At 33.7% G+C, this 24,174-nt stretch carries 24 protein-coding genes; 15 read left to right on the top strand and 9 right to left on the bottom strand.

Features of this window, described 5'->3' with window-relative positions:
- Positions 1-50 precede the first annotated feature (50 nt).
- From murB to BD847_RS18405, 7 genes are all read left to right on the top strand, one after another.
- On the top strand, positions 51-1,064 hold the full coding sequence (gene murB, locus BD847_RS18375; protein ID WP_115889729.1) for a UDP-N-acetylmuramate dehydrogenase: 1,014 nt from the start codon (positions 51-53) through the stop codon (positions 1,062-1,064).
- Between the two features lie 8 nt (positions 1,065-1,072).
- Positions 1,073-1,582 carry a hypothetical protein gene (locus BD847_RS18380; RefSeq protein WP_115889730.1) on the top strand — a complete coding sequence of 170 codons (510 nt, stop codon included), beginning with the start codon at positions 1,073-1,075 and terminating at the stop codon, positions 1,580-1,582.
- Between the two features lie 85 nt (positions 1,583-1,667).
- Complete coding sequence (locus BD847_RS18385; protein WP_115889731.1) at positions 1,668-2,282, top strand: FMN-binding negative transcriptional regulator; 615 nt, start codon at positions 1,668-1,670, stop codon at positions 2,280-2,282.
- 83 nt (positions 2,283-2,365) lie between these two features.
- Positions 2,366-3,472 (top strand): glycosyltransferase, encoded by a 1,107-nt coding sequence (locus BD847_RS18390; RefSeq protein ID WP_115889732.1) that lies wholly within the window; start codon positions 2,366-2,368, stop codon positions 3,470-3,472.
- Positions 3,463-4,014 carry an RNA polymerase sigma factor gene (locus tag BD847_RS18395; protein WP_115889733.1) on the top strand — a complete coding sequence of 184 codons (552 nt, stop codon included), beginning with the start codon at positions 3,463-3,465 and terminating at the stop codon, positions 4,012-4,014. The genes BD847_RS18390 and BD847_RS18395 overlap by 10 nt, the downstream gene beginning before the upstream one ends.
- 155 nt (positions 4,015-4,169) lie before the next feature.
- Positions 4,170-4,991 carry an energy transducer TonB gene (locus BD847_RS18400; RefSeq protein ID WP_115889734.1) on the top strand — a complete coding sequence of 274 codons (822 nt, stop codon included), beginning with the start codon at positions 4,170-4,172 and terminating at the stop codon, positions 4,989-4,991.
- 172 nt (positions 4,992-5,163) lie between these two features.
- Positions 5,164-5,544 carry a PH domain-containing protein gene (locus BD847_RS18405; protein WP_115889735.1) on the top strand — a complete coding sequence of 127 codons (381 nt, stop codon included), beginning with the start codon at positions 5,164-5,166 and terminating at the stop codon, positions 5,542-5,544.
- Positions 5,545-5,598: 54 nt separating this feature from the next.
- Here BD847_RS18405 and BD847_RS18410 read toward each other — a convergent pair whose 3' ends face one another.
- The gene (locus BD847_RS18410; protein WP_115889736.1) at positions 5,599-6,468 is read right to left on the bottom strand and encodes a M48 family metalloprotease; all 870 of its coding nucleotides are present in this window, start codon (positions 6,466-6,468) and stop codon (positions 5,599-5,601) included.
- Between the two features lie 186 nt (positions 6,469-6,654).
- The gene (locus BD847_RS18415) at positions 6,655-7,518 is read right to left on the bottom strand and encodes a M48 family metalloprotease (protein WP_115889737.1); all 864 of its coding nucleotides are present in this window, start codon (positions 7,516-7,518) and stop codon (positions 6,655-6,657) included.
- Positions 7,519-7,815: 297 nt separating this feature from the next.
- On the opposite strand from BD847_RS18415, the gene lipA reads away from it, so the two are divergent.
- From lipA to BD847_RS18430, 3 genes are all read left to right on the top strand, one after another.
- On the top strand, positions 7,816-8,682 hold the full coding sequence (gene lipA, locus BD847_RS18420; RefSeq protein WP_115889738.1) for a lipoyl synthase: 867 nt from the start codon (positions 7,816-7,818) through the stop codon (positions 8,680-8,682).
- Positions 8,683-8,756: 74 nt separating this feature from the next.
- Positions 8,757-9,755: a type I glyceraldehyde-3-phosphate dehydrogenase gene (gap, locus tag BD847_RS18425; RefSeq protein ID WP_115889739.1), complete on the top strand. Its 999-nt coding sequence runs from the start codon at positions 8,757-8,759 to the stop codon at positions 9,753-9,755.
- Positions 9,756-9,781: 26 nt separating this feature from the next.
- Positions 9,782-11,956 carry a tetratricopeptide repeat-containing hybrid sensor histidine kinase/response regulator gene (locus BD847_RS18430; protein WP_115889740.1) on the top strand — a complete coding sequence of 725 codons (2,175 nt, stop codon included), beginning with the start codon at positions 9,782-9,784 and terminating at the stop codon, positions 11,954-11,956.
- Positions 11,957-11,998: 42 nt separating this feature from the next.
- Here the strand turns inward: BD847_RS18430 and lpxK are convergent, their stop codons facing one another.
- A complete protein-coding gene (gene lpxK, locus BD847_RS18435; RefSeq protein ID WP_115889741.1) occupies positions 11,999-13,021 on the bottom strand; it encodes a tetraacyldisaccharide 4'-kinase in 1,023 nt (340 codons plus the stop codon).
- Positions 13,022-13,100: 79 nt separating this feature from the next.
- Here lpxK and BD847_RS18440 point away from each other — a divergent pair, with 79 nt between their 5' ends.
- The 5 genes from BD847_RS18440 (at position 13,101) to rluF (ending at position 17,469) form a co-directional block, all read left to right on the top strand.
- Positions 13,101-14,195: a Nif3-like dinuclear metal center hexameric protein gene (locus BD847_RS18440; protein WP_115889742.1), complete on the top strand. Its 1,095-nt coding sequence runs from the start codon at positions 13,101-13,103 to the stop codon at positions 14,193-14,195.
- A gap of 13 nt (positions 14,196-14,208) precedes the next feature.
- Positions 14,209-14,988 carry a zinc ribbon domain-containing protein gene (locus tag BD847_RS18445; RefSeq protein WP_115889743.1) on the top strand — a complete coding sequence of 260 codons (780 nt, stop codon included), beginning with the start codon at positions 14,209-14,211 and terminating at the stop codon, positions 14,986-14,988.
- Between the two features lie 160 nt (positions 14,989-15,148).
- A complete protein-coding gene (locus tag BD847_RS18450; RefSeq protein WP_115889744.1) occupies positions 15,149-16,024 on the top strand; it encodes an alpha/beta fold hydrolase in 876 nt (291 codons plus the stop codon).
- A gap of 44 nt (positions 16,025-16,068) precedes the next feature.
- Positions 16,069-16,413, top strand: a complete 345-nt coding sequence (locus tag BD847_RS18455) for an antibiotic biosynthesis monooxygenase family protein (protein ID WP_115889745.1) — start codon at positions 16,069-16,071, stop codon at positions 16,411-16,413.
- A gap of 231 nt (positions 16,414-16,644) precedes the next feature.
- The gene (gene rluF, locus BD847_RS18460) at positions 16,645-17,469 is read left to right on the top strand and encodes a 23S rRNA pseudouridine(2604) synthase RluF (RefSeq protein WP_115889746.1); all 825 of its coding nucleotides are present in this window, start codon (positions 16,645-16,647) and stop codon (positions 17,467-17,469) included.
- Between the two features lie 52 nt (positions 17,470-17,521).
- Here rluF and BD847_RS18465 read toward each other — a convergent pair whose 3' ends face one another.
- The 6 genes from BD847_RS18465 to ffh all read right to left on the bottom strand — a co-directional run bounded on the left by BD847_RS18465 (position 17,522) and on the right by ffh (position 24,025).
- Complete coding sequence (locus BD847_RS18465; protein ID WP_115889747.1) at positions 17,522-18,916, bottom strand: DUF4153 domain-containing protein; 1,395 nt, start codon at positions 18,914-18,916, stop codon at positions 17,522-17,524.
- A 58-nt stretch (positions 18,917-18,974) separates the two neighbouring features.
- On the bottom strand, positions 18,975-19,265 hold the full coding sequence (locus BD847_RS18470; RefSeq protein WP_053472423.1) for a winged helix-turn-helix domain-containing protein: 291 nt from the start codon (positions 19,263-19,265) through the stop codon (positions 18,975-18,977).
- 4 nt (positions 19,266-19,269) lie between these two features.
- The gene (locus tag BD847_RS18475) at positions 19,270-19,884 is read right to left on the bottom strand and encodes a hypothetical protein (RefSeq protein WP_115889748.1); all 615 of its coding nucleotides are present in this window, start codon (positions 19,882-19,884) and stop codon (positions 19,270-19,272) included.
- 611 nt (positions 19,885-20,495) lie between these two features.
- A complete protein-coding gene (locus tag BD847_RS18480) occupies positions 20,496-21,422 on the bottom strand; it encodes a magnesium transporter CorA family protein (RefSeq protein WP_115889749.1) in 927 nt (308 codons plus the stop codon).
- Between the two features lie 219 nt (positions 21,423-21,641).
- On the bottom strand, positions 21,642-22,529 hold the full coding sequence (locus BD847_RS18485; protein WP_115889750.1) for a bifunctional 5,10-methylenetetrahydrofolate dehydrogenase/5,10-methenyltetrahydrofolate cyclohydrolase: 888 nt from the start codon (positions 22,527-22,529) through the stop codon (positions 21,642-21,644).
- Positions 22,530-22,660: 131 nt separating this feature from the next.
- On the bottom strand, positions 22,661-24,025 hold the full coding sequence (ffh, locus tag BD847_RS18490; RefSeq protein WP_115889751.1) for a signal recognition particle protein: 1,365 nt from the start codon (positions 24,023-24,025) through the stop codon (positions 22,661-22,663).
- Between the last annotated feature and the right edge of the window lie 149 nt (positions 24,026-24,174).

Consider the following 24,174-nt stretch of genomic DNA (forward strand, 5'->3'; position numbering starts at 1 on the left):
AAATAAATTATAATCATTACTTTTGACCAAGATTAAAAAGCCTTTTATATATGGAAATCCAATCCAATTTTTCTTTAAAAAACTACAATACTTTTGGCATTGAGGCCAGCGCGAAACAATTCGTTGCAGTACATTCTATTACTGAATTGAAAACCATTTTAGAAGAAAACAAAAACGAGAAAAAATTTGTTTTGGGAGGCGGAAGCAATATGCTTTTGACTAAAGATATTGAAGCTTTAGTTATCCATATTGATTTAAAAGGAAAAAAAATATTAAAGGAAGATGACGATTTTGTTTGGGTCGAAAGTCAGGCCGGCGAAGTATGGCACGATTTCGTTCTTTGGACAATCGATAATAATTTGGGCGGTTTAGAAAACATGTCGCTGATTCCTGGAAATGTGGGAACAACTCCGGTTCAGAATATTGGCGCTTATGGAACCGAGATTAAAGACACTTTTGTTTCTTGCGAAGCCATGAATATTGAAACTCAGGAAATGAGAACTTTTACGAATCCTGAATGTAACTTTGGTTATCGCGAAAGTATTTTTAAACACGAAGTTAAAGACCAATTTATTATAACTTCAGTAATCTTCAAACTGACAAAACGCAATCACAAAATCAATACTTCTTATGGCGATATTTTGGCTGAATTGGCCAAAAACAATATTTCTGAACCAACATTGAAAGATGTAAGCAATGCTGTAATCGCAATCAGAAAAAGCAAATTGCCAGATCCGAAAGAATTAGGAAATAGCGGTAGTTTTTTTAAAAACCCGATTTTACTGAAATCTGACTTCGAGAAAATTCATCAAAAATTCCCAGAAATGAAATTTTACGAAGTTTCAGAAACCGAAGTAAAAGTTCCGGCCGGCTGGCTAATTGAACAAGCCGGTTTTAAAGGTAAACGTTTTGGCGATGCAGGAGTTCATAAAAATCAGGCTTTGGTTTTAGTAAATTATGGAAATGCTACCGGACAGGAAATTTTGGCGGTTTCAAAAGAAGTTCAAAAAACGGTTTTCGAAACTTTCGGCATTCATATTGAAGCAGAAGTGAATGTAATCTAAAATAGTAAATGAAAAAATTAAATATCAAAATTGCTATTATTCAGATTTTGGGAATGGTTTTATTGATTAATGGCTTTTTGCAACTTAAACTTTACAGCGTAGCCGAAAAAGTCATTTGTGCCAAAACACATTATCCGGATCACAACTCAAAATACTGGAACAGTTTTTTTCCTACAAATGAAGATTTCTTCGGATTTTGGCCAAGTGTGTATATCTGGATATTTTTTGGCTTAATAACCGGAATGTTTCTGGTTTCGTTTCTAAACTGGAAAAGCAAACTCTCTTCCCTTAATTCTCTTTTGGTGGCAATCGTTTTATATATCCTTTTAAGATTTAAATTTTTCAGAAAAGAAATCATATCACATTTATTCCAACCTGTAAGAACAGCATTTTCAAACGATTACGGAACACAGTGTTTGTTTGAAGGAATTACATTCACGATACTTGGACTTATTGTTTTATATTTAAGCATTAATCCGAGTTTGATTAGATCAGAAGAAACGATGATCGAAATTTAATAAGAAGGAATTACGATTTTTCCAAATTATGAAAAACAGTAAAATCCAGCAGAAGTATTTGTTTTAGAAAAAAAACTTTACAAAAATGTACACACCTGATTTATATAAAAATGAGAATCCCGAAGAAATCAGAACTTTCCTGAAAGAAAACAGTTTTGGAATTCTAATCAATCAGACCAACGGTAAATTATGTGCCACACATATTCCGATAGAACTTGAAGTGAATCAAGACGGAAAAGAAATTCTGCAGGGACATATTTCAAAATTAAACCCACAAGCTGAAGGTTTTAGAGAGAACGATCAGGTTCTTGCGGTTTTTACCGGCCCGCACAGTTATATATCTTCTTCCTGGTACGATCATGAAAATGTACCAACATGGAACTATATAGCCGTACATGTTTACGGCCGAATCAAGATTGTAGATTACGAAACTTCAGTTGAGCAGTTAAAAAAATTGGTTGATAAATACGAAGCAAATTCTGAAAATCCTGTTCGGGTTGAAGATTTATCAGCAAAAACAATGCGGGAAGCAAGAGGCATTTTTGGCTTTGAAATCGAAATTGAAGAGATTCAGGCCACTAAAAAATTATCGCAAAACCGGGATGATTACAATTATAAAAACATAATTTCGGAATTAGAAAAAACCGAAAACCCTCAGGCTATTGCTGTTGCAAAAGAAATGTCAAAATGCCGAAAGTAAATCGGTTTTAACCATTGAAAATTAGGAATTCATAAGTACATTTGCACTCGCAAGATTCAGAAATTAAAAGACATTAAAATCAGATGCTTATAACTTTATTTTACTTCTTTATTGCTATTGTTGTTGTACAACTTTTTTATTACTTGGGTGTATTTGGTAAATTTGCTTTTGCTAAACCACAGGAAGTCACTCAAAAAAAACTTCCGGTTTCTGTAATTGTTTGTGCAAAAAACGAAGAAGAAAACGTAAAGAAATTTGTGCCGCTTTTGGCTGAACAGGATTATCCTGACTTTGAAATAGTTTTAATCGATGATGCTTCAAGCGACGAAACTCTCGAAATTTTTGAAGAATTCGAACAACAGTATCCAAATATTCGTTTGGTAAAAGTGCAAAACAATGAGGCTTTTTGGGGAAACAAAAAATATTCTTTGACTTTAGGAATCAAAGCTGCTAAAAAAGAATATTTACTATTTACCGATGCTGATTGTTATCCTACGTCAAAAAACTGGATCACTTCAATGACATCTCAGTTCACGATGAACAAAACTATTGTATTGGGTTATGGTGGATACGAAAAAATAGAGCGTTCTTTCTTAAATAAAATTATCCGTTTTGAAACCATATTGACAGCCTTGCAATATTTTTCATGGGCAAAAATTGGATTTCCATACATGGGAGTAGGACGAAATTTAGCTTACAAAAAAGAAGAATTCTTTAAAGTAAACGGATTTATCGACCATATTCAAATTCGTTCCGGCGACGATGATTTATTTATAAATCAAGCAGCGGATAAAACAAACACAACGATTTCTTATAATCCGGAAAGTTTCACTTATTCAAAACCAAAAGAATCTTACAAAGAATGGTTTACACAAAAAAGAAGACATGTTTCTACCGCAGAGCATTATAAATTCTTTGATAAGATGCAATTAGGTATTTTTTATACCTCGCAATTACTTTTCTTTTTGTCCTTTATTCTCTTATTGTCCTTCCAGTTTCAATGGATTGCAGTAGTAGCAATAATTGCAACCCGTTATACTGTTGCATGGACAGTAGTTGGATTTACCGCAGGTAAATTAAAAGAAAATGATCTTAAAATCTGGTTTCCTATTGTAGAGATAGTGCTTATATTCACACAAATTAATATCTTTATAACTAATATCTTTTCAAAACCGGTACATTGGAAATAAATTCTAAAATAGAAAAAGCAAAAAAAGGCGATCAAATCGCCTTTACTTTTTTATTAGATTTTTATTGGAATGAAGTTTATGGTTTTATGCTAAAACGCACAGAAAACGAAACTACAGCCGAAGATATTACCATAGAAACTTTCTCAAAAGCTTTCGACAAAATTGCCACTTACAACGCTGAATTCAAGTTTAACACTTGGTTGATCAGCATAGCCAAAAATGTCTACATCGACTTACTTCGAAAAAAGAAAACCAGTCTTTTTATAGAAATAACAGACAACGAAGATCAGCAGGCATACAACATTCCAGACCCTACTCCATCTGCTGAAGACGCATTAATTAAAGAGCAAAATCTATCGCGCTTGCTTTTATGCATCAAAGAATTAAAACCTCATTATCAGGAAGTCATTCAGTTACGTTATTTTCAGGAAATGACATATCAGGAAATTGCGGCTAAAATTAATGAGCCTTTAAGCAACGTAAAAGTTAAATTACTCCGTGCTAAAAAATTATTAGCAGAAATCATTGAACAAAACAGATAATTCACTATCTTTAAGAAAAGATTAAAGTATAATCATACTTTTTATTAAAAAACCTATTATCTAACATAATAAAACAACAACGTCTGCGTTGTTTGCTAAAACCCAATCCTTATCGCGTATGATTTAAAGTTACTTAACCTTAAAACCCAAAAATCATGTCTAAATCTAGCATCTATGAAAGCAAGTGGACCGATCTTGTTTTCGAAAACAAAAACAAAGAGTACGGAGCGTATCAATTACGCCAGGAAAATTCTAAAACAACAATTACTGCCTTATTTTCAGCATTGTTGTTAATCGCCGCCTTGGGAAGCGCATCGATGCTGATTAATAAGTTTAGGGGTCATGAAACTGTCGAGCCAGCTCCGTTTGACGAACCTCTGACACCGGTTAACATTACGCCAGATTTGGTAAGACCAGAACCACCAACGCCAATTGCACCTCCATCACAAAGTGCTCCTACTGCTCCATCAATCACTACACAGTTAACAAATCCTGTTGTAAGTAGCACAGAAGAAGCTGTTCAGGAAATTGCAACGAATGTTGAAAACGTTCCTGTTGTAGAAAATACAAATGGAACCGGAACTACACAAAACGTAATTCCAGGAAATGGAAATACAGGAGGAGAAACTATTGGTGAACCACCAGCAACTAATGAACCTGTAATTGCAGCTGCATTAGACAAAATGCCAGAATTTCCAGGCGGTATGAGCAAGTTTTACAGCTATGTTGGGAACAACTTTAAAAGACCAGAACTGGATGCCGAAAGAACATTGAAAGTATATGTTTCTTTTGTAATTGAAAGAGATGGCTCAATAACCGACATCATGGTAAAAAACGATCCAGGTTTTGGAATGGGAAAAGAAGCAATTAGAGTATTAAAATCTTTAAAAACAAAATGGACTCCTGGAATATTAAACGGAAAACCAGTTCGAACTGCATACAACCTTCCAATAACAATTAAAACGGAAGCTGAATAAAATAAAATCGAAATTGAAAAAGCAGAACTTAGGTTCTGCTTTTTTTTTGACTTTTTTAAATTCTATCAATCACATTCTTAAATAAGGAAAGATTCGCTTCTTTTTTATTTTTAATTATCTTTACACTTCCTTAAAAATCAAAACATTTTACACTAAAATTAAAATTTAAAAAATGGGAATATTTTCTGCTCTTATGGGCAACGCAGGCACTGTAACTCAAGAAGATTTGCTTAAAAAATACGGGCAACTTTTAACAGACAATGAAGAAATCGAAATGGGTTTCAAATTGATTCGTGATACTTTTATTTTTACCAATAAAAGATTAATCTTGGTTGATGTGCAAGGAATTACAGGAAGCAAAACGGAATACAAATCAATTGCTTACAAAAGCATTACTCGTTTCAGCGTAGAAACTGCAGGAACTTTTGATTTGGATGCTGAATTAAAAATCTGGGTTTCCAGCGAATTAAACCCAAGTATTGTAAAGCAATTCAACAAATCTGTAAATGTGTATGATGTCCAAAAAGTTTTAGCACATCACGTTTTAGGATAATCTATAAAAAAAACGGCAAATTTAGAATTTGCCGTTTTTTTTATTTTGGACTTCTTATTTCTTTTTAGTCGTTTTCTTAGTAGTCGCTTTTTTCGTTGTCGTTGCTTTAGCCGGAACAGTATTTACAATTTTTTGCTGTACATACGGTTTGTACAATCCATCTTTTTCAGCTCTCTTTTTTGCGTCGTCTGCTCTTTTAGCAGAATCAGGATGCGAACTCATCATTCTGTCAAGAAATGAAGCTTCAGATCCTTCACTCATTTTAGCCAAAATTCTAAAAGCAGATTCTTCAGCATTTACATCATATCCGTTTTTCTTTAAGAAATTATACGAAAACAAATCGGCTTCAGCTTCTTGTTTACGGCTGTGTTTACTGTCGATCATTGCGCTTCCAATTTTCCCTAACTGACTATCTGTTACAGCACTAATTTTTGTAGATTGCGAAGATGCTCCATCAATTAAAGCTTCTTTTTGGTAAGCTGCGCGCATAGCATCTCTTGTATCATTATTGGCAACGTGTCCAATTTCATGACCAATAACCGCCAGCAATTCATTGTCATCCATAATATCCATTAAGCCTGAATATACACGAACACTTCCGTCAGCTGTTGCAAATGCATTTACCTCTTTCAATTTATACACTTTATAATTCAGCGTATATCCCTCGCCTGAAGTATATTTTCCAAAAACTCTGTTTAATCTTAAAGTATAACCATCATTTGGCCCGGCAACTTCATTAGTCGAATCTAATTTACGAACAGCTTCTTTAGATAAAGTTGCTGCATCAGCATTTGTCAAGGTAAAACTAGTAACACCTTTTTGAAGAGCTCCCATTGCTTTATCTCCTAAATTAATTTGCGCATTCATTTTAGTAAAACCTAATGTGGCAAATAAAACTCCTAAAACGATAAATTTCTTTTCCATTTTTTTAATTATTACAATTTAACAACAAATGTAAATAACGCAATGCTATTTCATCTCACACAAAGTTCATTTTTTTAACAGATTAAAGATATAAATTTTTAACGAGCCATTTGCTGATAGTATAAGTATAACTATCAAAAAAAAGGCAAATCCTGGGAATTTGCCTTTTTAATATTTTATCTGAAATTACTTCTTTTTCGTTGTCTTTTTAGCAGTTGTTTTTGTTGCTGCTTTCGCTTTTACAGGTGTGCTATTATCAATTTTCTGCTGTACATACGCTTTATACAAACCATCTTTGGTAGCTCTTTTTTTAGCATCATCTGCTCTTTTTCCAGAATCTGGATGCGAACTCATCATTTTAGTCATAAAAGAAGATTCAGCTCCTTCGCTTATATTTTGAAGAATTCTAAAAGCAGATTCTTCTGCATTCACATCGTAGCCATTTCTTTTCATAAAACCATATGAAAACGTATCAGCTTGCGATTCTTGTTTTCTACTATGTTTGCTATCGATCATTGCACTTCCCAATTGACCTAATTGAGATTTTGTCATTGTCTCAATTTTTCCCGACTGTGATGAAGCGGCATCGAGTAAAGCCTCTTTTTTATAAGCTGCTTTAATAGCATCGCGTGTATCATGATTAACTACGTGACCAATTTCATGCCCGATAACTGCAAGCAATTCATTATCATCCATTACATCCATTAATCCTGCAAATACACGAACGCTTCCATCTGCACAAGCAAATGCATTGATGTCTTTTACTAAATAAACCTTATAATTTAAAGTAACTCCCTCGCTGGAAATATGCTTTCCAAATAAACGATTTAATCGAATTGAGTAACCATCTGTTTCTGGAGCTACAGGATTATTTGCGTCTAGTTCATCAATCGATTGTTTAGCCAAAGCAGCAGCGTCGGCGTCACTAAATGTAAGCCCAGAAACACCTTTACCTAAAGCTCCCATAGCTTTATCTGACAGAATTTGTGCATCCATTTGGGTAAAACCAAAGATTGCAAATAAAACCCCTAATGCAATATTTTTTTTCATGTTTTTTAAATTATTAATTTAACAACAAAAATATTACAGATAAAATTCTATATTATTTCAAGGAGCCGAATTTGTATCAGAATAGGATAAAATTTAATATTTTAAAAAGAGAGCTTAAATCTCAAAGTTTTAAGTAAAATTTTAAAAAGATAAACCCAAAATATCTCTTAAGACGAAATATTGCTATTTGGTCTTAAAATAGCAAATTGGATAAGCGGGCACAAAAAGTAAACGAAAAGCAAATTAGCATCTCCAAATAAACTACATTCCTTATCTTTGTGCTTTGATTTTTAATATATGGAAACAATCACTGAAAATATACCAACTGGAAAACCTAAATGGTTGAAGGTAAAACTTCCAATTGGACAAAAATATACTGAACTTCGTGGTTTGGTTGATAAATATAGCCTAAACACGATTTGCACCTCTGGAAGTTGCCCAAATATGGGAGAATGCTGGGGCGAAGGAACTGCAACTTTTATGATTCTTGGAAATGTTTGTACCCGTTCTTGTGGATTTTGCGGCGTAAAAACCGGAAGACCAGAAACGGTAGACTGGGATGAACCAGAAAAAGTGGCGCGTTCAATAAAAATAATGAACATTAAGCACGCCGTAATAACAAGTGTAGACAGAGATGATTTAAAAGATGGAGGTTCTATTATCTGGATTGAAACAGTAAAAGCGATCCGTAGAATGAACCCAAACACAACGCTTGAAACTTTAATTCCTGATTTTCAAGGAATGGAAAGAAATCTTGACCGAATTGTCGAAGCAAATCCTGAAGTAGTTTCTCATAATGTTGAAACAGTTCGTCGTTTAACTCGTGAAGTACGTATTCAGGCAAAATACGATCGTAGTCTGGAAGTTTTACGATATCTGAAAGAAAAAGGAATCAACAGAACCAAATCTGGAATTATGTTAGGACTTGGAGAAACTGAAGAAGAAGTCTTTCAAACCATGACCGATTTACGTAACGCAAATGTCGATGTTGTTACTATTGGCCAGTACTTACAGCCAAGTAAAAAACATTTACCTGTAAAAGAATTTATCACTCCTGAACAATTTGCGAGATACGAAAAATTTGGTTTAGAATTAGGTTTCCGTCATGTTGAAAGTGGTCCACTGGTTCGTTCTTCATACAAAGCACAAAAACATATTTTATAAAAAAGTTGAGTCGTTTAATCGTTTAATTGTCAAACCGATTAAACGATTAAACAGCTAAACGAATAAACAAAAAATTGAAAACAAGAATTGCTATAAATGGTTTTGGAAGGATTGGAAGAAACCTGTTCCGTTTGCTTTTAAATCATCCGGAAATTGAAGTTGTTGCAATCAACGATATTGCAGATAATAAAACAATGGCGCACCTTATAAAATACGACAGTATTCACGGTGTTTTGCCTTTTTCAGTAAGCCATAATGAAGAATGTATTATTGTCGACAATAGAAATTTTTTATTTTTTCACGAAAAAAGTATTTCTAACTTAGATTGGAAAAAACACGATATAGATTTCGTAATCGAATCTACAGGAAAATACAAAACACATGAAGAATTACACGCACACATTGAAGCTGGTGCAAAAAAAGTAATTCTTTCAGCCCCATCAGAAGTTGACACGATTAAAACAATAGTTTTAGGCGTAAATGAAAATATTTTAGACGGAACAGAGTCTATCGTTTCGAATGCAAGTTGCACCACCAATAACGCTGCTCCGATGATTAAAATCATCGACGAATTGTGCGGAATTGAGCAAGCGTACATTACGACGATACATTCTTATACAACAGACCAAAGTCTTCACGACCAGCCACATAAGGATTTACGCAGGGCGAGAGGCGCTAGTCAGTCAATTGTTCCAACAACTACAGGTGCAGCTAAGGCATTAACAAAAATTTTTCCTAAATTGCATCAAAAAATTGGAGGTTGCGGTATCCGTGTTCCGGTTCCGGATGGCTCATTGACTGATATAACTTTCAACGTAAAACGCGCTGTAAGTATTGAAGAAATCAACAAAGCTTTCGAAAAAGCTTCAAAAACAAATTTAAAAGGAATACTAGATTACACAGAAGATCCGATTGTTTCTGTTGACATTATTGGCAACACACACTCGTGTTTGTTCGATGCACAACTTACCTCTGTTATTGACAAAATGGTTAAAGTTGTGGGTTGGTATGATAACGAAATTGGTTATTCATCAAGATTAATAGATTTAATTTTACTAATAAGGAAAACATAAGATTCATTGTAAAAGCATTGCCATACATGAAATACCACCTTCTTATTCTTGTTTGTTTTTTAAATTCATTTTTGTATTCTCAAACTAAACGGAATACAGATAGTATTTCCTATTACAACAAATTAGCGAATTCGAATCTAAACAAACAAAAATACAATCAGGCGGTTTTTTATACTAAAAAGTCAATCGATTTTTGCCAATTAAACAACAAAGGAGAAAGTCTTGCCAATCAAACTTTTAAACTTGGCAAAATTTACTATAATCAGCAAAAATATGATGAAGCTTTAAAAAACTTTCATAAAAGTGTTTCATTATTTGATAAAGTTAGCCCAACGTGCACTAAAATTCTTGCGCTTCATTATATTGGTTCCTCAAATACTGCTCAGGGTAATTATGAAATTGCAAATATTTATTATAAAAAAGCCGACAGTTTATTAAACTACTTAAAAATTGTCGACCATGCCGAGATTCTGAATTACCAAAAAGCAATGGCTTTAAAAGTAAGTAAGAACCTTCCGCTTGCCGCGAAAACTTTTCAAAAAATTGTAAAGAAACCGGACAATCCAAAAATCATTAAAACCAAAACAGATTCGTACTATCAACTTGGCTTAATAGAAAGTGTGCTAAAGCGAAATGATTCTGCTTTAATCTATTTTGACAATGCACTAGATTACAGCGCCAAAAACAACAATTTGGCTCAGAAGTCAAAAATAATTTTAGCAATCAGTCAGTATTACAAAAAGAACAGAAATTTCGATCTCGCCTATTCGTATCTTGACGAACATTATCAGCTGGAGAATTACATTCTTAAATTAAAGAATGCCAAATTGGATATGAATGAATTCGAAAAATTCAAAAAAACACAATCCATAAACAATACTCTAAAACGCGAAAGTGACCAGAAAATTCAGCTAAAAACGTATCGTTATTCTAAGCTGGTAAGTATTTTGGCGATTGCTTTAATATCTATTTTATCCCTTTTGAGTTTAGCTTTATATAAAAACAATATTATTCGAAATCAGAATAATTTACTTTTAAGAGAAAAAAACAAAGAACTTATTTTGGCCAAAAACAAAGCCGAAAAAGCTTCTAAAGCCCGATCAGAATTTTTGTCGACAGTAAGTCACGAACTCCGTACGCCACTAAATGCTATTAACGGAATTACACATTTATTGCTAGAAGATAATCCAAAGAAAAACCAATTAAAATACCTCGAGTCACTTAAATTTTCAGGAAATTATCTGACTACTTTTATTAATGAAATTCTGGAAATCAACAAGATTGATTCTACAAAAATTGAAATTGAGAATATCAGTTTCAACTTAAAAGAACTTTTAACCAATATCCAAAGTTCATTAAAAGAATTGGCAACTGCCAACAAAAATTATTTTAATCTCGAAATAGACGAAGCTATTCCGGATAATTTAATTGGAGATCCAACCAAATTATCGCAAATAATTCTAAACCTGATCAATAATGCATTGAAGTTTACGCAAAACGGACATGTAAACGTAATTGCAAAATTGTATACCATTGAGGAAGAAAATGCGACAGTTTATTTCGAAATCGTAGATACCGGGATTGGAATTCCTGAGGACAAACTACAATCGGTTTTTGAGAGTTTTTCGCAAGGTTCAATTGAAGTAAACCGTAAGTATGGCGGTACAGGTTTAGGACTTACCATTGTGAAAAAATTAATTGAACTTCTTGGAGGAGAAATAAAACTCAAAAGTGAGGTTGGAAAAGGATCAACTTTTACTTTCAAACTGAATTTCAACATCAACAAAGAACCTCTTGAAGTTGTTGAAGAAACTACAAAACTTTACAGTGATAAACAGCTGGAACATAAATCTATTTTATTGATTGAAGACAACAAAATCAATCAGATGATTACCCGAAAAATGCTCGAAAACAAAGCCATAAATTGTGAAATTGTTGACAATGGTGAAGAAGCCGTTGAACTTTTAAAAGTCAAACGTTTTGATATGGTTTTGATGGATGTGCATTTACCTGGAATCAACGGAACTACAGCTACAAAACTTATTAGAGAGTTCGATAAAACTACCCCAATTATTGCTTTAACAGCAATTTCGCTTGACGAAAATCGTGATATGCTTCTGTCATTTGGAATGAATGATGTAATTACAAAACCATTTGTACCAGACGAATTTTATAGTACGATTGCGAAGTTTTTCGATTAACTAAGGTTCTAAGATTCTAAGTTGCTAAGAGATATTAAGACTCTAAGTCGCTGAGTTTGTTTTCACATATTCTAAAACCGTCGCATCAAAATTTTGCTGATGATTAATGAATGTACTTTTAATAGGAAGATAATACAATTGAGAAACCAATTTCGAATCCTTTAAACGAACGTAATCTTTTTCTGTTGTAATTATTTTTCTACCATTGGCTTTATTCTTAATAGCGTCTAAATCTGCATCAGAAAAATGATGATGATCTGGAAAAGTCAAACATTCGTCTGTTTCATTTTTTAGATAATCAAAAAACGGAGTTGGTTTTGCGATTCCGGCTATAAGCAATTTCGATTCTGATTTCAGTTCGTTTACGGCAATTTTTTCTTCTTTACCATAAACCATATCATCATAATCTATAAAAGTAAAAAAACTTTGCTGCGAACAGCTCAACTTCAGTTTCAATCGAATTTGTTCACGTTTTTCTTCCGATAGATTTTTAGGGCATTTTGTAACCACAACAATACTGGCTCTGTTTGCTCCACTTCGGCTTTCTCGTAAATTCCCTGTTGGCAGCATATAATCATCTGCATACAAATCATCAAAAGAGGTCAGCAGAATATAAAAACCTGCTTTCACTTTACGATGTTGGTAAGCATCATCGAGTAAAATAACTTCTGGTTTGTTTTTCTGCGAAAGCAATTGCTGGATTCCGTTTGTTCGATTTGCATCAACGGCAACCTGAATATTTGGAAATTTTTGATAGAATTGAAAAGGTTCATCTCCTAAAATTTCAGCATTTGAAGTTGCATCAGCCAAAACAAAACCTTCCGATTTTCTTTTATAACCACGACTTAAAGTGGCAATTCTATATTGATCAGATAACAATCGAATTAAATATTCTATTTGAGGTGTTTTTCCAGTTCCGCCAACGCTCAGATTTCCAACAGCAATAACAGGAATATCAAATGAAGTCGATTTCAGAATTCCTTTGTCAAAGAGAAAATTTCTGATTGAAGTAATAAATCCGTACAAAATTGCGAACGGGAAAAGTATTTTTCGGAGTAGATTCATTTTACGAAAGTATAATTTTTTTCGTTAATTTGTTTCAAGTTTTGGGAAACCTGAAACTTGAAACCTGAAACTTAAAACAATGAAAATATCAAACATAATAGCAGTCCTCGAAGAAATGGCACCTTTGGCTTACGCCGAAGATTTTGACAACGTGGGACTTTTAGTTGGAAATGTAGAAACCGAAAGCACCGGAGTTTTGGTTTGTCACGATGCATTAGAAAGTGTTATTGACGAAGCAATTTCTAAAACCTGCAATTTGATAGTTTGTTTTCATCCAATTTTATTTTCCGGAATTAAAAAAATTACTGGAAAAAATTATGTTGAGCGAGCAATTTTAAAAGCCATTAAAAATGACATTGCGATTTATGCTGTTCATACTGCTTTAGACAATCATTCTGCTGGCGTAAATAAAATATTCTGTGATGCTTTAGGATTAACAAATACTAAAGTTTTAATTCCTAAACAGAATTTCATTCAGAAACTGGTGACTTACACTGTTCCAGAAAATGCTCAAAAAGTGCGTCAGGCCATGTTTGATGCCGGCGCGGGAACGATTGGAAATTATGACAATTGCAGTTTCAACTCCAACGGAATTGGGACTTACAAAGGAAATTCTGAAAGCAATCCTGTTATTGGAGAACGTCACGAATTGACCGAAACTCAAGAAATAAAAATCGAAGTTACGTTTGAAAAACATTTGCAATCCAGAATTTTAAAAGCATTATTCTCCAACCATATTTACGAAGAAGTCGCTTATGAAATTTATGATCTTCAAAATTCACATCAAAATATTGGTTTAGGAATGATTGGTGAATTTGAAAATGAAATGGACGAAAAAGAATTTCTTCATTTCGTTAAAGACAAAATGATTGCTGACGGAATTCGTCATTCGGCCTTTTTAGGAAAAAAAATAAAGAAAGTTGCTGTTTTGGGAGGTTCAGGAAGTTTTGCCATAAAAAATGCAATTCAGGCTGGTGCCGATGCTTTTTTGACTGCCGATTTAAAGTACCATCAATTTTATGAGGCAGAAAACAAGTTACTTTTAGCCGATATTGGTCATTTTGAGAGCGAACGCTATACAAAAAACTATATTGTTGATTATCTTCGAAAAAAAATCCTTAATTTTGCCATCATTTTATCAGAAGAAAATACAAATCCAGTTAAGTACTTATAGAAACTTATAGAATATGGCGAATACGAAAGAATTAAGTGTTGAGGACAAGTTAAGAGCAATATACGATTTACAGCTTATTGACTCTAGAATTGACGAAATCAGAAACGTTAGAGGAGAACTTCCTCTAGAAGTTGAAGATCTAGAAGATGAAGTTGCAGGTTTGAGCACTCGTTCAGAGAAACTGAAAGGTGAACTTGAAGTGATTGATGAGCAAATCAAAGCAAAGAAAATTGCTATTGAGGAGCATAAAGAGGTTATCAAAAAATACACAAAACAACAAGAATCAGTTCGTAATAACAGAGAATTTAATTCTTTGACTAAAGAGGTTGAATTTCAGGAATTAGAAATCCAATTGGCTGAAAAGCAAATCAAAGAAATGAAAGCTTCTATCGAACACAAAAAAGAAGTTGTTTCTAACTTAAAAGAAAAACTTGACGCAAAAAGTTCACATTTAAAACATAAAAAATCAGAACTTGATGCTATTATGGCTGAAACTCAAAAAGAAGAAATCTTCTTAACTGAGAAATCTGCCGAATATGCTTCGCAAATCGAAGACAGATTATTAGCTGCTTACAACAGAATCAGAAGCAGTGTTCGTAATGGTTTAGCTGTAGTATCTATCGAAAGAGGTGCTTCTGCAGGATCATTCTTCACTATCCCGCCACAAACTCAGGTAGAAATTGCTTCAAGAAAGAAAATCATCACTGATGAGCATTCTGGAAGAATTCTAGTTGACGCTGCATTAGCAGAAGAAGAAAAAGAAAAAATGGAACAATTGTTCGCAAAATTCTAAATATCAAGTCCCGATTAAATCGGGACTTTTTTTTTGCTTTTATTTTTGCCACAGATTAAATAGATTAACACAGATTAAATTATTCTTATGCTGAATAAAATCTTTTTAATCCTTTTAATCTGTGGCAAAACATTTTCTACCTTTAGAAAAAATTTAAGTTTTGGGAATTAAAAAAGGCATTCGTTTTATTACATTAAAATCAGTTGGATCTTATATTAACTTTTTGAGTTATGTCCGTCCGCAAAAGGCTGTTGAACTTTCATACGCACTTTTCAGCCAGCCTAGAATTGGCAGATTGCAGAAAGAAGCACTTCCAAAAGTTTTAAAAAACACAGAAACCGAAACTTTCCATCATAACGAACACCATTTTCAGACTTATATCTGGAAAGGTAATGAAACCAAAATTTTGCTAGTTCACGGCTGGGAAAGTAATGCTGCACGCTGGAAAAAAACCTTACCACATCTTCAAAAATCCGGAAGTACGATTATTGCTATTGATGCGCCTGCACATGGACAAAGCAGCGGGAAAGAATTCAACGTTCCGCTTTATGCTGAATTTATCAGTAAGGCTGTCGAAAAATATCAACCAGAAATTATTATCGGTCATTCAATTGGTGGCGCGGCTTGTGTGTATCATCAATATTTATTTCCGAATACGAGCATCAATAAAATGGTGATTTTAGGCGCTCCTTCAGAATTAAAAACTTTGATTGACAATTATGTTTCAATGCTAAGTTTGAACACCAAAATGTTTTCTCTTTTGGAAAGCAAATTCATGGAACGATTTAATTTCAAACTAGAAGATTTTTCGGGACAGAAATTTGCTTCTCAATTTAATGTTCCAGGTTTAATTGCGCACGACACTTCAGATAAAATTGTGGCTTTCGCCGAAGGAAAAAAAATAGCCAGCAACTGGAAAAACAGTCAGTTTATTGAAACCAGCGGTTTAGGACACGGCATGCATGATGATGAATTGTATGACAAAGTGATTGAGTTTTTGTTTTCTTCCAAAGATTCTGAGCCACTAAGTCGCTAATACACATTTTTTTTAAAATCTGAAATCTAAAATCTACAATTAAAATGATAGCTGTAATTTTTGAAGTTATTCCGAACGAAGGAAAAAAAGAAGAATATCTGGATATCGCCGCGAGTTTACGTCCAGAATTGGACCACATCGAAGGTTTTATTTCGATCGAACGTTTTCAGAGCTTTAGTAATCCTGAAAAAGTTTTGTCTTTGTCTTTTTGGAGAGATGAAGAAAGTATTCAACAATGGCGAAATCTCGAAATGCATCGCCATGCACAAGCAAAAGGAAGAAATGAAGTTTTTAAAGATTATCATTTAAGAATTGCAACAGTTGTTCGCGATTATGGAATGTTTGATCGAAAGGAAACTCCGCGAGATAGTTCTGAATTTCATTCTTAAAAGGTTCAGAGGCGCAGAGGTGCAGAGCCACAAAGGTTTTAAACAAACTTGTCATCCTGAGGAACGAAGGATCACACTCGTAATTCGACAAAGATTGGCGATTCTGCATGCGGAATTTCTAGTGTGATCCTTCGTTCCTCAGGATGACAAAACGGTATGAAATTCAAAACAATCTAATAAGTCTAAAATCTAAAATTCTAAGAAGTCTAAACTTTTGCCTATTTTTGCAGGATGGAAGAGAATTTAAAACGTCTTAATAAATTTATTGCCGAAACGGGTTTCTGTTCTCGTCGTGAAGCTGATAAACTTATAGAAGAAGGACGCGTGACAATAAATGGCGTTGTGCCGGAAATGGGAACTAAAGTTTCGCCAGATGATGAAATACGCGTAGACGGAAAATTGATCGTGGAAAAACACGAAAAAATGATTTATTTGGCATTCAACAAACCTACGGGAATAGAATGCACAACAAATCTTGAAGTCCGAAATAATATTGTCGATTACATCAATTATCCAAAACGTATTTTCCCGATCGGAAGATTAGATAAAGCCAGTGAAGGATTAATTTTCATGACTAATGACGGTGATATCGTAAACAAAATTTTACGTGCCAGAAACAATCACGAAAAAGAATATACTGTTACGGTAAACAAACCAATCACAGATCGTTTTATCCAAAGAATGGGAAATGGTGTTCCAATTTTAGACACTGTGACCAAAAAATGTAAAGTCGAACAAATTAGCAAATACACTTTCAAAATTATTCTGACTCAAGGATTAAACCGCCAGATTCGAAGAATGGCTGAATATTTGGGTTATGAAGTTACCGCTTTGAAACGTATTAGAATTATTAATATTTCGCTTGATGTTCCGGTTGGAAGATATCGTGATTTAACCGATGCTGAGATTAAAGAATTAAATCAGTTGATTGAACCTTCGAGCAAAACGGAAGAAGCGAGTCTTCCAAAAGTTGAAAGTCCAAAACCAGCTTCAAATCGTAGAACAACGTTTATATCGAAACACGATCCGAGATTTAAGAAAAGAGGAGATAATTAAAATGAACACATAAAAAAGTCCGAACCGTAAAACAGTTCGGACTTTTTGTTTCTTATTTTTTCTCCGTTAGAAAATCGTAGTACAATGCTTTCGACAAAAAAGTAGAATTTTGATAAAAATTGATCAATTCTTCTCTTTGTATTTCGGTTTTACCTCCATCTAAATGGTTTTGCAAAAAATAAGCCCTTCGGGTGTCATCATTAAAATTCAAACTGCTCAGAAATTGTGGCGTCACTCCTTTGTTTACAGAAATATTATAATTTGTAATTAGATTTCCCCAATTTACATAACTGCACAAAAGAACAGTTCCGTAGAAATACCAAACCATTTGATTGACCAAATAAGCATTTGTTTTTTGTTTTGTTATTTTTAAAAAAGAGTAAACCAACCCAATAATTGCCAAAACAAGAAAAGCGTAAACTCCTAGTCGTTTGTAAGTCAGACCAAAAAATGAAATGTATTCTGAATTTTTAATGATGGTGCTTACAATCAAAATTCCATTTAAAAAAATCCAGATTTTAGCAAGTGTTTTAAGAAAGGTTGCTTTTTTATCAAAATTGAATCCACCTTTAAAATAAAACATAATTACGCCAACCGCCATTAGAATCGAAAAGATAACAGCATTTACTCTTTCATGCGTATCAGCACTCAATTTTGAAGCCTGTGCTGTGACTGTTTCAAAAAACTGTTCGTAATTGTATGTTGCAATAAAGACCAAAAGCATCAAATTTAAAAGAGCTAAAGTAATTTCGCCACTTCTTCTTTCAAAGTCAATATCAAGAAACGAAAATGTATTCTGATTTTTGATTTCTGTTATATTTTTAAATTCATTGTCAAGCAAATCGTTTTTTTCATAACAAACTTCCGGCACCCAGTAATTCCAGAAGCTGAATGAAATATAGAAGCCTGCAATACTAAGCAACAAGAGCTGCGGTACATCAAGATCTAAAGTGTAATCTGTAAATAATGACGAAAAATGATCACTCCCAAAAGAATATACAATAAAAAACAGTCCAAGGAAAATGGCAGGAATTACAAAAAATGCAATCAGTTTTTTGGCAAAATTATTATGAATTTGCTTTTCTGGAAGCCATTGGTTAAACATCCAAATTCTGCCTAAAGAAGCAAATCCGTTTAAGAATACAAGCGGAAAAATTTGGACAATTTTCAACTGATTATCTTGTGTTTTAAACTGTAAAAATAATATTGAAAGCGCCATTGCAAAAAAAGAAGCCGCATCGCCGTACCATCCGAAAGCCAGACAAGATAAAACTGATGTAATGACCAATATCAAATGCATTCTTTCAGTGAATCGATCCTGAAAGAAAAAACAAATAAATCCGGTTAAAAACAAGCAAAAAATAGACCAGTTAAGTCCTGGATCTTCTCTATAAAAAAGCAGTAAAAAAATAAAACTGCAGACAAAAATAATGTGATGTTTTTTCATGATTATCAAATTAAAAGTACTTTGTATTTCAAAGTTATTAGACAAAAAAATATAGTTATTACGATTTCATTAATTTTTCGAGATAAGAAAGGTGCTCTTTGAACGCCGCGCGGCCAAGCGGTGTTACCTGATAAGATGTTTTAGGTTTTTTACCCACAAATTCTTTCTTAACCTCGATATATTCAGATTTTTCTAATGCAGAGGAATGACTCGCTAAATTACCATCGGTGATATTTAAAAGCGTTTTCATCTCGGTAAAATCTACCCAGTCGTTAACCATCAGAACGGACATAATTCCCAATCTGACACGGCTTTCAAAATCTTTATTTAGTTTATCAATAATTCCCATTAAGTTATTTGTATTTTTTGAACATCACTAATCCGTAAATGATATGAAGGATTCCGAATCCAAAGATCCAAAATATCAAACCATATCCAATATAAAAAAGCGAAATACATCCTAAAATAATTTCAGAAAAGCCTAAGTATTTTATATCTGAGAAAGTATATTTTTCAGCATTCACCACTGCAAGTCCATAAAATATCAATGTTGATGGCGCCACTAAACCGTAGTTTCCGTGATAGAGTAATGCCAAACAAAATATTCCGCCTGCAACAAGAGGAATAGCCAAATTAAACAACATATTTTTCGTTGCCGAAGTCCAGATTGGTAAATTATATTTACGGCTTTTTCTGATGGTAAAAAAGGCTCCAAACACAAAAGCACAGACTAAAATTACAATTCCAGTGAAAAATAAATGAGAAACCAAATCACCTGATAATAAAATATGTTCATCTGTAAAATATTCGATACCATTTACTTTAAACAGCTGATATACATACAAACCGCCAACTAAAGCCGAAAGCCCAGCAAAGACTCCCGAAAGTCCGCTTAAGGATATAAATCTTGAAGAACGCTCCATCATGGAACGAATATGCGCTAAATCTTCTTGGTGTTTCTGATTCATAATTAAAGTACTTTGCAATACAAAGTTATGTTTTATTTTGAAATGACAAATAAAAAATTGAGTTTTATTTTAATTGCAAGCGTAAAAATGAATTGAGGTTCATAGGGATGAAATGTGTAATCCCTACGGGATATTTTACCGCGGGGATATCAACTATTATGCTACCGATATTTTTTGTTACCGATATATAACTCCTAACGGAGTATTCCCCAAGAATTAAATATGAAATGCGAATTATTGACATTCATTTTTTCCATTCACAAATATTACAACTCATAGCGAATTATCTCGGAGAGATTAAATATCGGTAGATAAAAACATATGCCGCGAATTTTTGTTCCGTAGGAACTACACATTTAATCGATCTTGAAATAACACCTACAAGGTTTTGAAAACCTTGCAGGAACGTGGATTTGTTGTTACCTGAGTGTCGCGTGAGGGATAGGAACTGGCTACCGAAGTAGCGCGGATAGCCCGACCGTGTCCCGATAAGTGGGCGTATAAGCGCAAAGTAGATTTGCCCACTTATCGGGACACGGTCACGCCCAAAGTATATAAAAACTAAAAAGCCTATTCTTAACGAACAGGCTTTTGTTTTGTGTCATTTTAATTTAAAACCATCTTCTTCTTTTGAATAAAAAGACTCCAAAAGTGGATAGAATTATGGAAACTAAAAGCAAAATCCAGATTCCGTATTTACTTTCTTCTAAACCGTTTGGAACATTCATACCATATAAACTGGCGATCAAAGTTGGAATCATTAAAATAATAGAAATTGAAGTCATCTGCTTCATTATGTTATTCATATTATTTGAAATTACCGAGGCGTAAGCATCCATCATTCCAGTTAAGATATTGCTGTAAATATTTGCCGTGTCTTGCGCTTGACTTAATTCGATTTCGACATCTTCCAACAAATCTAAATCGTAACTTGCCTTATGTGCTTTTAGATTTTTAATGCGTTGAAATAAAACATCATTTGCTTTCAGAGATGTAATAAAGAAAACCAAACATTTTTCAATCTGAAGCAATGCCTGTAGTTCTTCATTTTTAATCGATTTCTCTAAATTATCTTCGGCCAGTTTTATTTTTTGATTTATTTGTTTCAAGTATTTTAGATACCAAACACTTGATGAAAGAAGCAATCTCAAAACCCAGTCAAAATTGTTCTTTACTTGAATGCTTTTACGTCGTGAATACAACATAAAATCATATATAACTTCTGTTTTGTAAAAAGTAATTGTAACGCAAATATCATTTTTGAAAATTACTCCCATCGGAATGGTTTGAAAAGGAAGTTTAATATCGTTGCTTTTTATAGGAACGCGCATAATAATAAGCGTCCAGCCATCTTCGATTTCAATACGAGGTCTTTCATCAATATCCTCAATATCGTTGTAGAATGCTTCAGGAATTTGAAGCTCTTCGAGTAAGTATTTTTTTTCTGTTTCTGTAGGATCCTCGATACTTATCCAGCAATTTGGAATCCATTTTGGTATTTCTAGTAATCCGTTGTCGTTTGTGTAAAAGGCTTTCATTTCAAAATACAGGTTTTTATCGCAGCATTTTGAAATTTCAAAAGCTGCTTTTAATTAAGTACTAACGAATAATAATCGTCCATTGTGGAGAAGTGTTTTTTAAGTGGTGCAAAAGTATCCTTTATTTTTTAGAACCAAAACTTTAAACTATTAATTAAATATTAAAAACAACAAAGCCTGCTCAAACGAACAGGCTTTGTTAAGTATTTTGAAGAGAAATTATTTATTTCTTGCGCTTCTCATTTTTCTTGCTAAAAGTGTATTTTTTAATAACATTGCAATTGTCATTGGTCCTACTCCACCAGGAACTGGTGTAATAAATGATGCTTTTTTGCTTACTCCGTCAAAATCAACATCTCCTTTGATTACATAACCTTTTGGATTAGATGCATCGTCTACACGAGTGATTCCAACGTCGATAACCGTTACTCCTTCTTTTACCATATCGGCTTTTAAGAATTCAGGAACTCCTAAAGCTGTAATAATAATATCAGCATTTTTAGTGAATTCAGCTAAATTTTTAGTACGACTGTGTGTCAGCGTAACTGTTGAATCTCCTGGATTTCCTTTGCGACTCATTAAAATACTCATTGGACGACCAACGATATGACTTCTTCCAATTACAACGGTATGTTTTCCGGCAGTTTCTACTTTGTAACGCTCTAGTAATTCCATAATTCCGAATGGTGTTGCTGGAATGAAACTTTCCATTTCCAAAGCCATTCTACCAAAGTTAGTCGGGTGAAAACCATCTACATCTTTATCAGGATCAATTGCTAACAAGATTTTTTGCTCATCGATATGTTTTGGCAAAGGCAACTGAACGATATATCCATCAAGGTTATCATCTTCGTTTAGCTCTTTTATTTTCGCAAGCAATTCGTCTTCGGTAATTGTTTCAGGCAAAGCAACTAAAGTCGAATCGAAGCCAATTTGCTGACAAGATTTTACTTTACTTCCCACGTAAGTTAAACTTGCGCCGTTATTACCCACTAAAACAGCTGCTAAATGAGGAACTTTTCCTCCAGCGTCTTTTATAGCTTGAACTTCAGCTGCGATTTCGTTTTTAATGTCTTCAGATGTTTTTTTACCGTCTAGTAGTTGCATTTTGTTGTTTCAGGTTTAAAGTTTTTGTTGTTTCAGGTTTCCGGTTTAAACGAAACCTTATTAATGTATCGAAAAAAGTTTCAAATTTCAGTCTCTAACTTGAAACCTGAAACTTGAAACTTTTACTATTTTTATCTTGGCATTCCGCCTGGCATACCACCCGGCATTCCTTTCATTCCGCCCATCATTTTCATCAGGTTTTTTCCGCCCGGACCTTGCATCATCTTCATCATTTTGCTCATTTGGTCAAACTGCTTCATTAACTGATTCACTTGCTCGACTTTAGTTCCGGAACCTTTAGCGATTCTGGCTTTTCTTTTTACGTCGATTATGGCAGGTTTGCTTCTTTCTCCTGGCGTCATCGAGTGAATGATGGCTTCAATATGTTTGAAAGCATCATCTTCAATTTCTACATCTTTCATGGCTTTTGAAGCTCCTGGTATCATTCCAACCAAGTCTTTCATATTACCCATTTTTTTAACTTGCTGAATCTGCGTTAAGAAATCATCAAAACCAAATTCGTTTTTAGCGATTTTCTTTTGAAGTTTTCTTGCTTCTTCTTCGTCAAATTGTTCTTGAGCTCTTTCAACAAGCGACACAACGTCTCCCATTCCTAAGATACGCTCAGCCATACGTTCTGGATAGAAAACATCAATTGCTTCCATTTTTTCTCCAGTACCAACAAATTTGATTGGTTTGTTTACAATCGATTTGATCGAAAGCGCAGCTCCACCACGAGTATCACCATCTAATTTCGTTAAAATAACTCCATCAAAATTCAAGATATCGTTGAAAGCTTTTGCAGTGTTTACTGCATCTTGTCCTGTCATAGAGTCTACAACGAACAAAGTTTCTTGTGGCTGAATTGCTTTGTGAACACGTGCAATTTCGTCCATCATTTCCTGATCTACCGCAAGACGTCCGGCTGTATCGACAATTACGACATTGAAACCGTTTGCTTTTGCGTGTTTGATTGCATTTTGAGCAATTTCAACAGGATTTTTGTTTTCTGGTTCTGAGTAAACCTCAACACCTATTTGATCTCCAACAACATGAAGCTGATTGATCGCCGCAGGACGGTAGATATCACACGCTACAAGAAGCGGTTTTTTATTTTTCTTAGTTTTTAAAAAGTTGGCTAATTTTCCTGAGAAAGTAGTTTTACCAGAACCTTGAAGTCCTGACATCAAAATAACAGTTGGATTTCCTGATAAGTTAACACCAGCAACATCTCCACCCATTAATTCCGTCAACTCATCTTTTACCAGTTTAACTAATAATTGTCCTGGTTGTAAAGTTGTAAGTACGTCCTGACCAATTGCTTTGTCTTTTACTCTAGCGGTAAAATCTTTAGCAATTTTAAAGTTAACATCGGCATCAAGTAATGCACGACGAACTTCTTTTAAAGTATCGGCAACGTTTACTTCTGTAATTTTACCGTGTCCTTTTAATATATGGAACGCTTTATCTAACTTATCGCTTAAATTATCAAACATATTATTTTCTTTATTTGAAGTGCAAAGATAATCTAATTAGATATTTCAGGCAATTTTTATTTAAGTGCAATTTTGCCACGAAGACACTAAGGCACAAAGTTTTTTGTTTCTCGCAGATTTAGCAGACCAAACAGATTATTTTTCATATT

It is taken from the genome of Flavobacterium cutihirudinis (assembly GCF_003385895.1).
In the GTDB taxonomy this organism is placed as follows: domain Bacteria; phylum Bacteroidota; class Bacteroidia; order Flavobacteriales; family Flavobacteriaceae; genus Flavobacterium; species Flavobacterium cutihirudinis.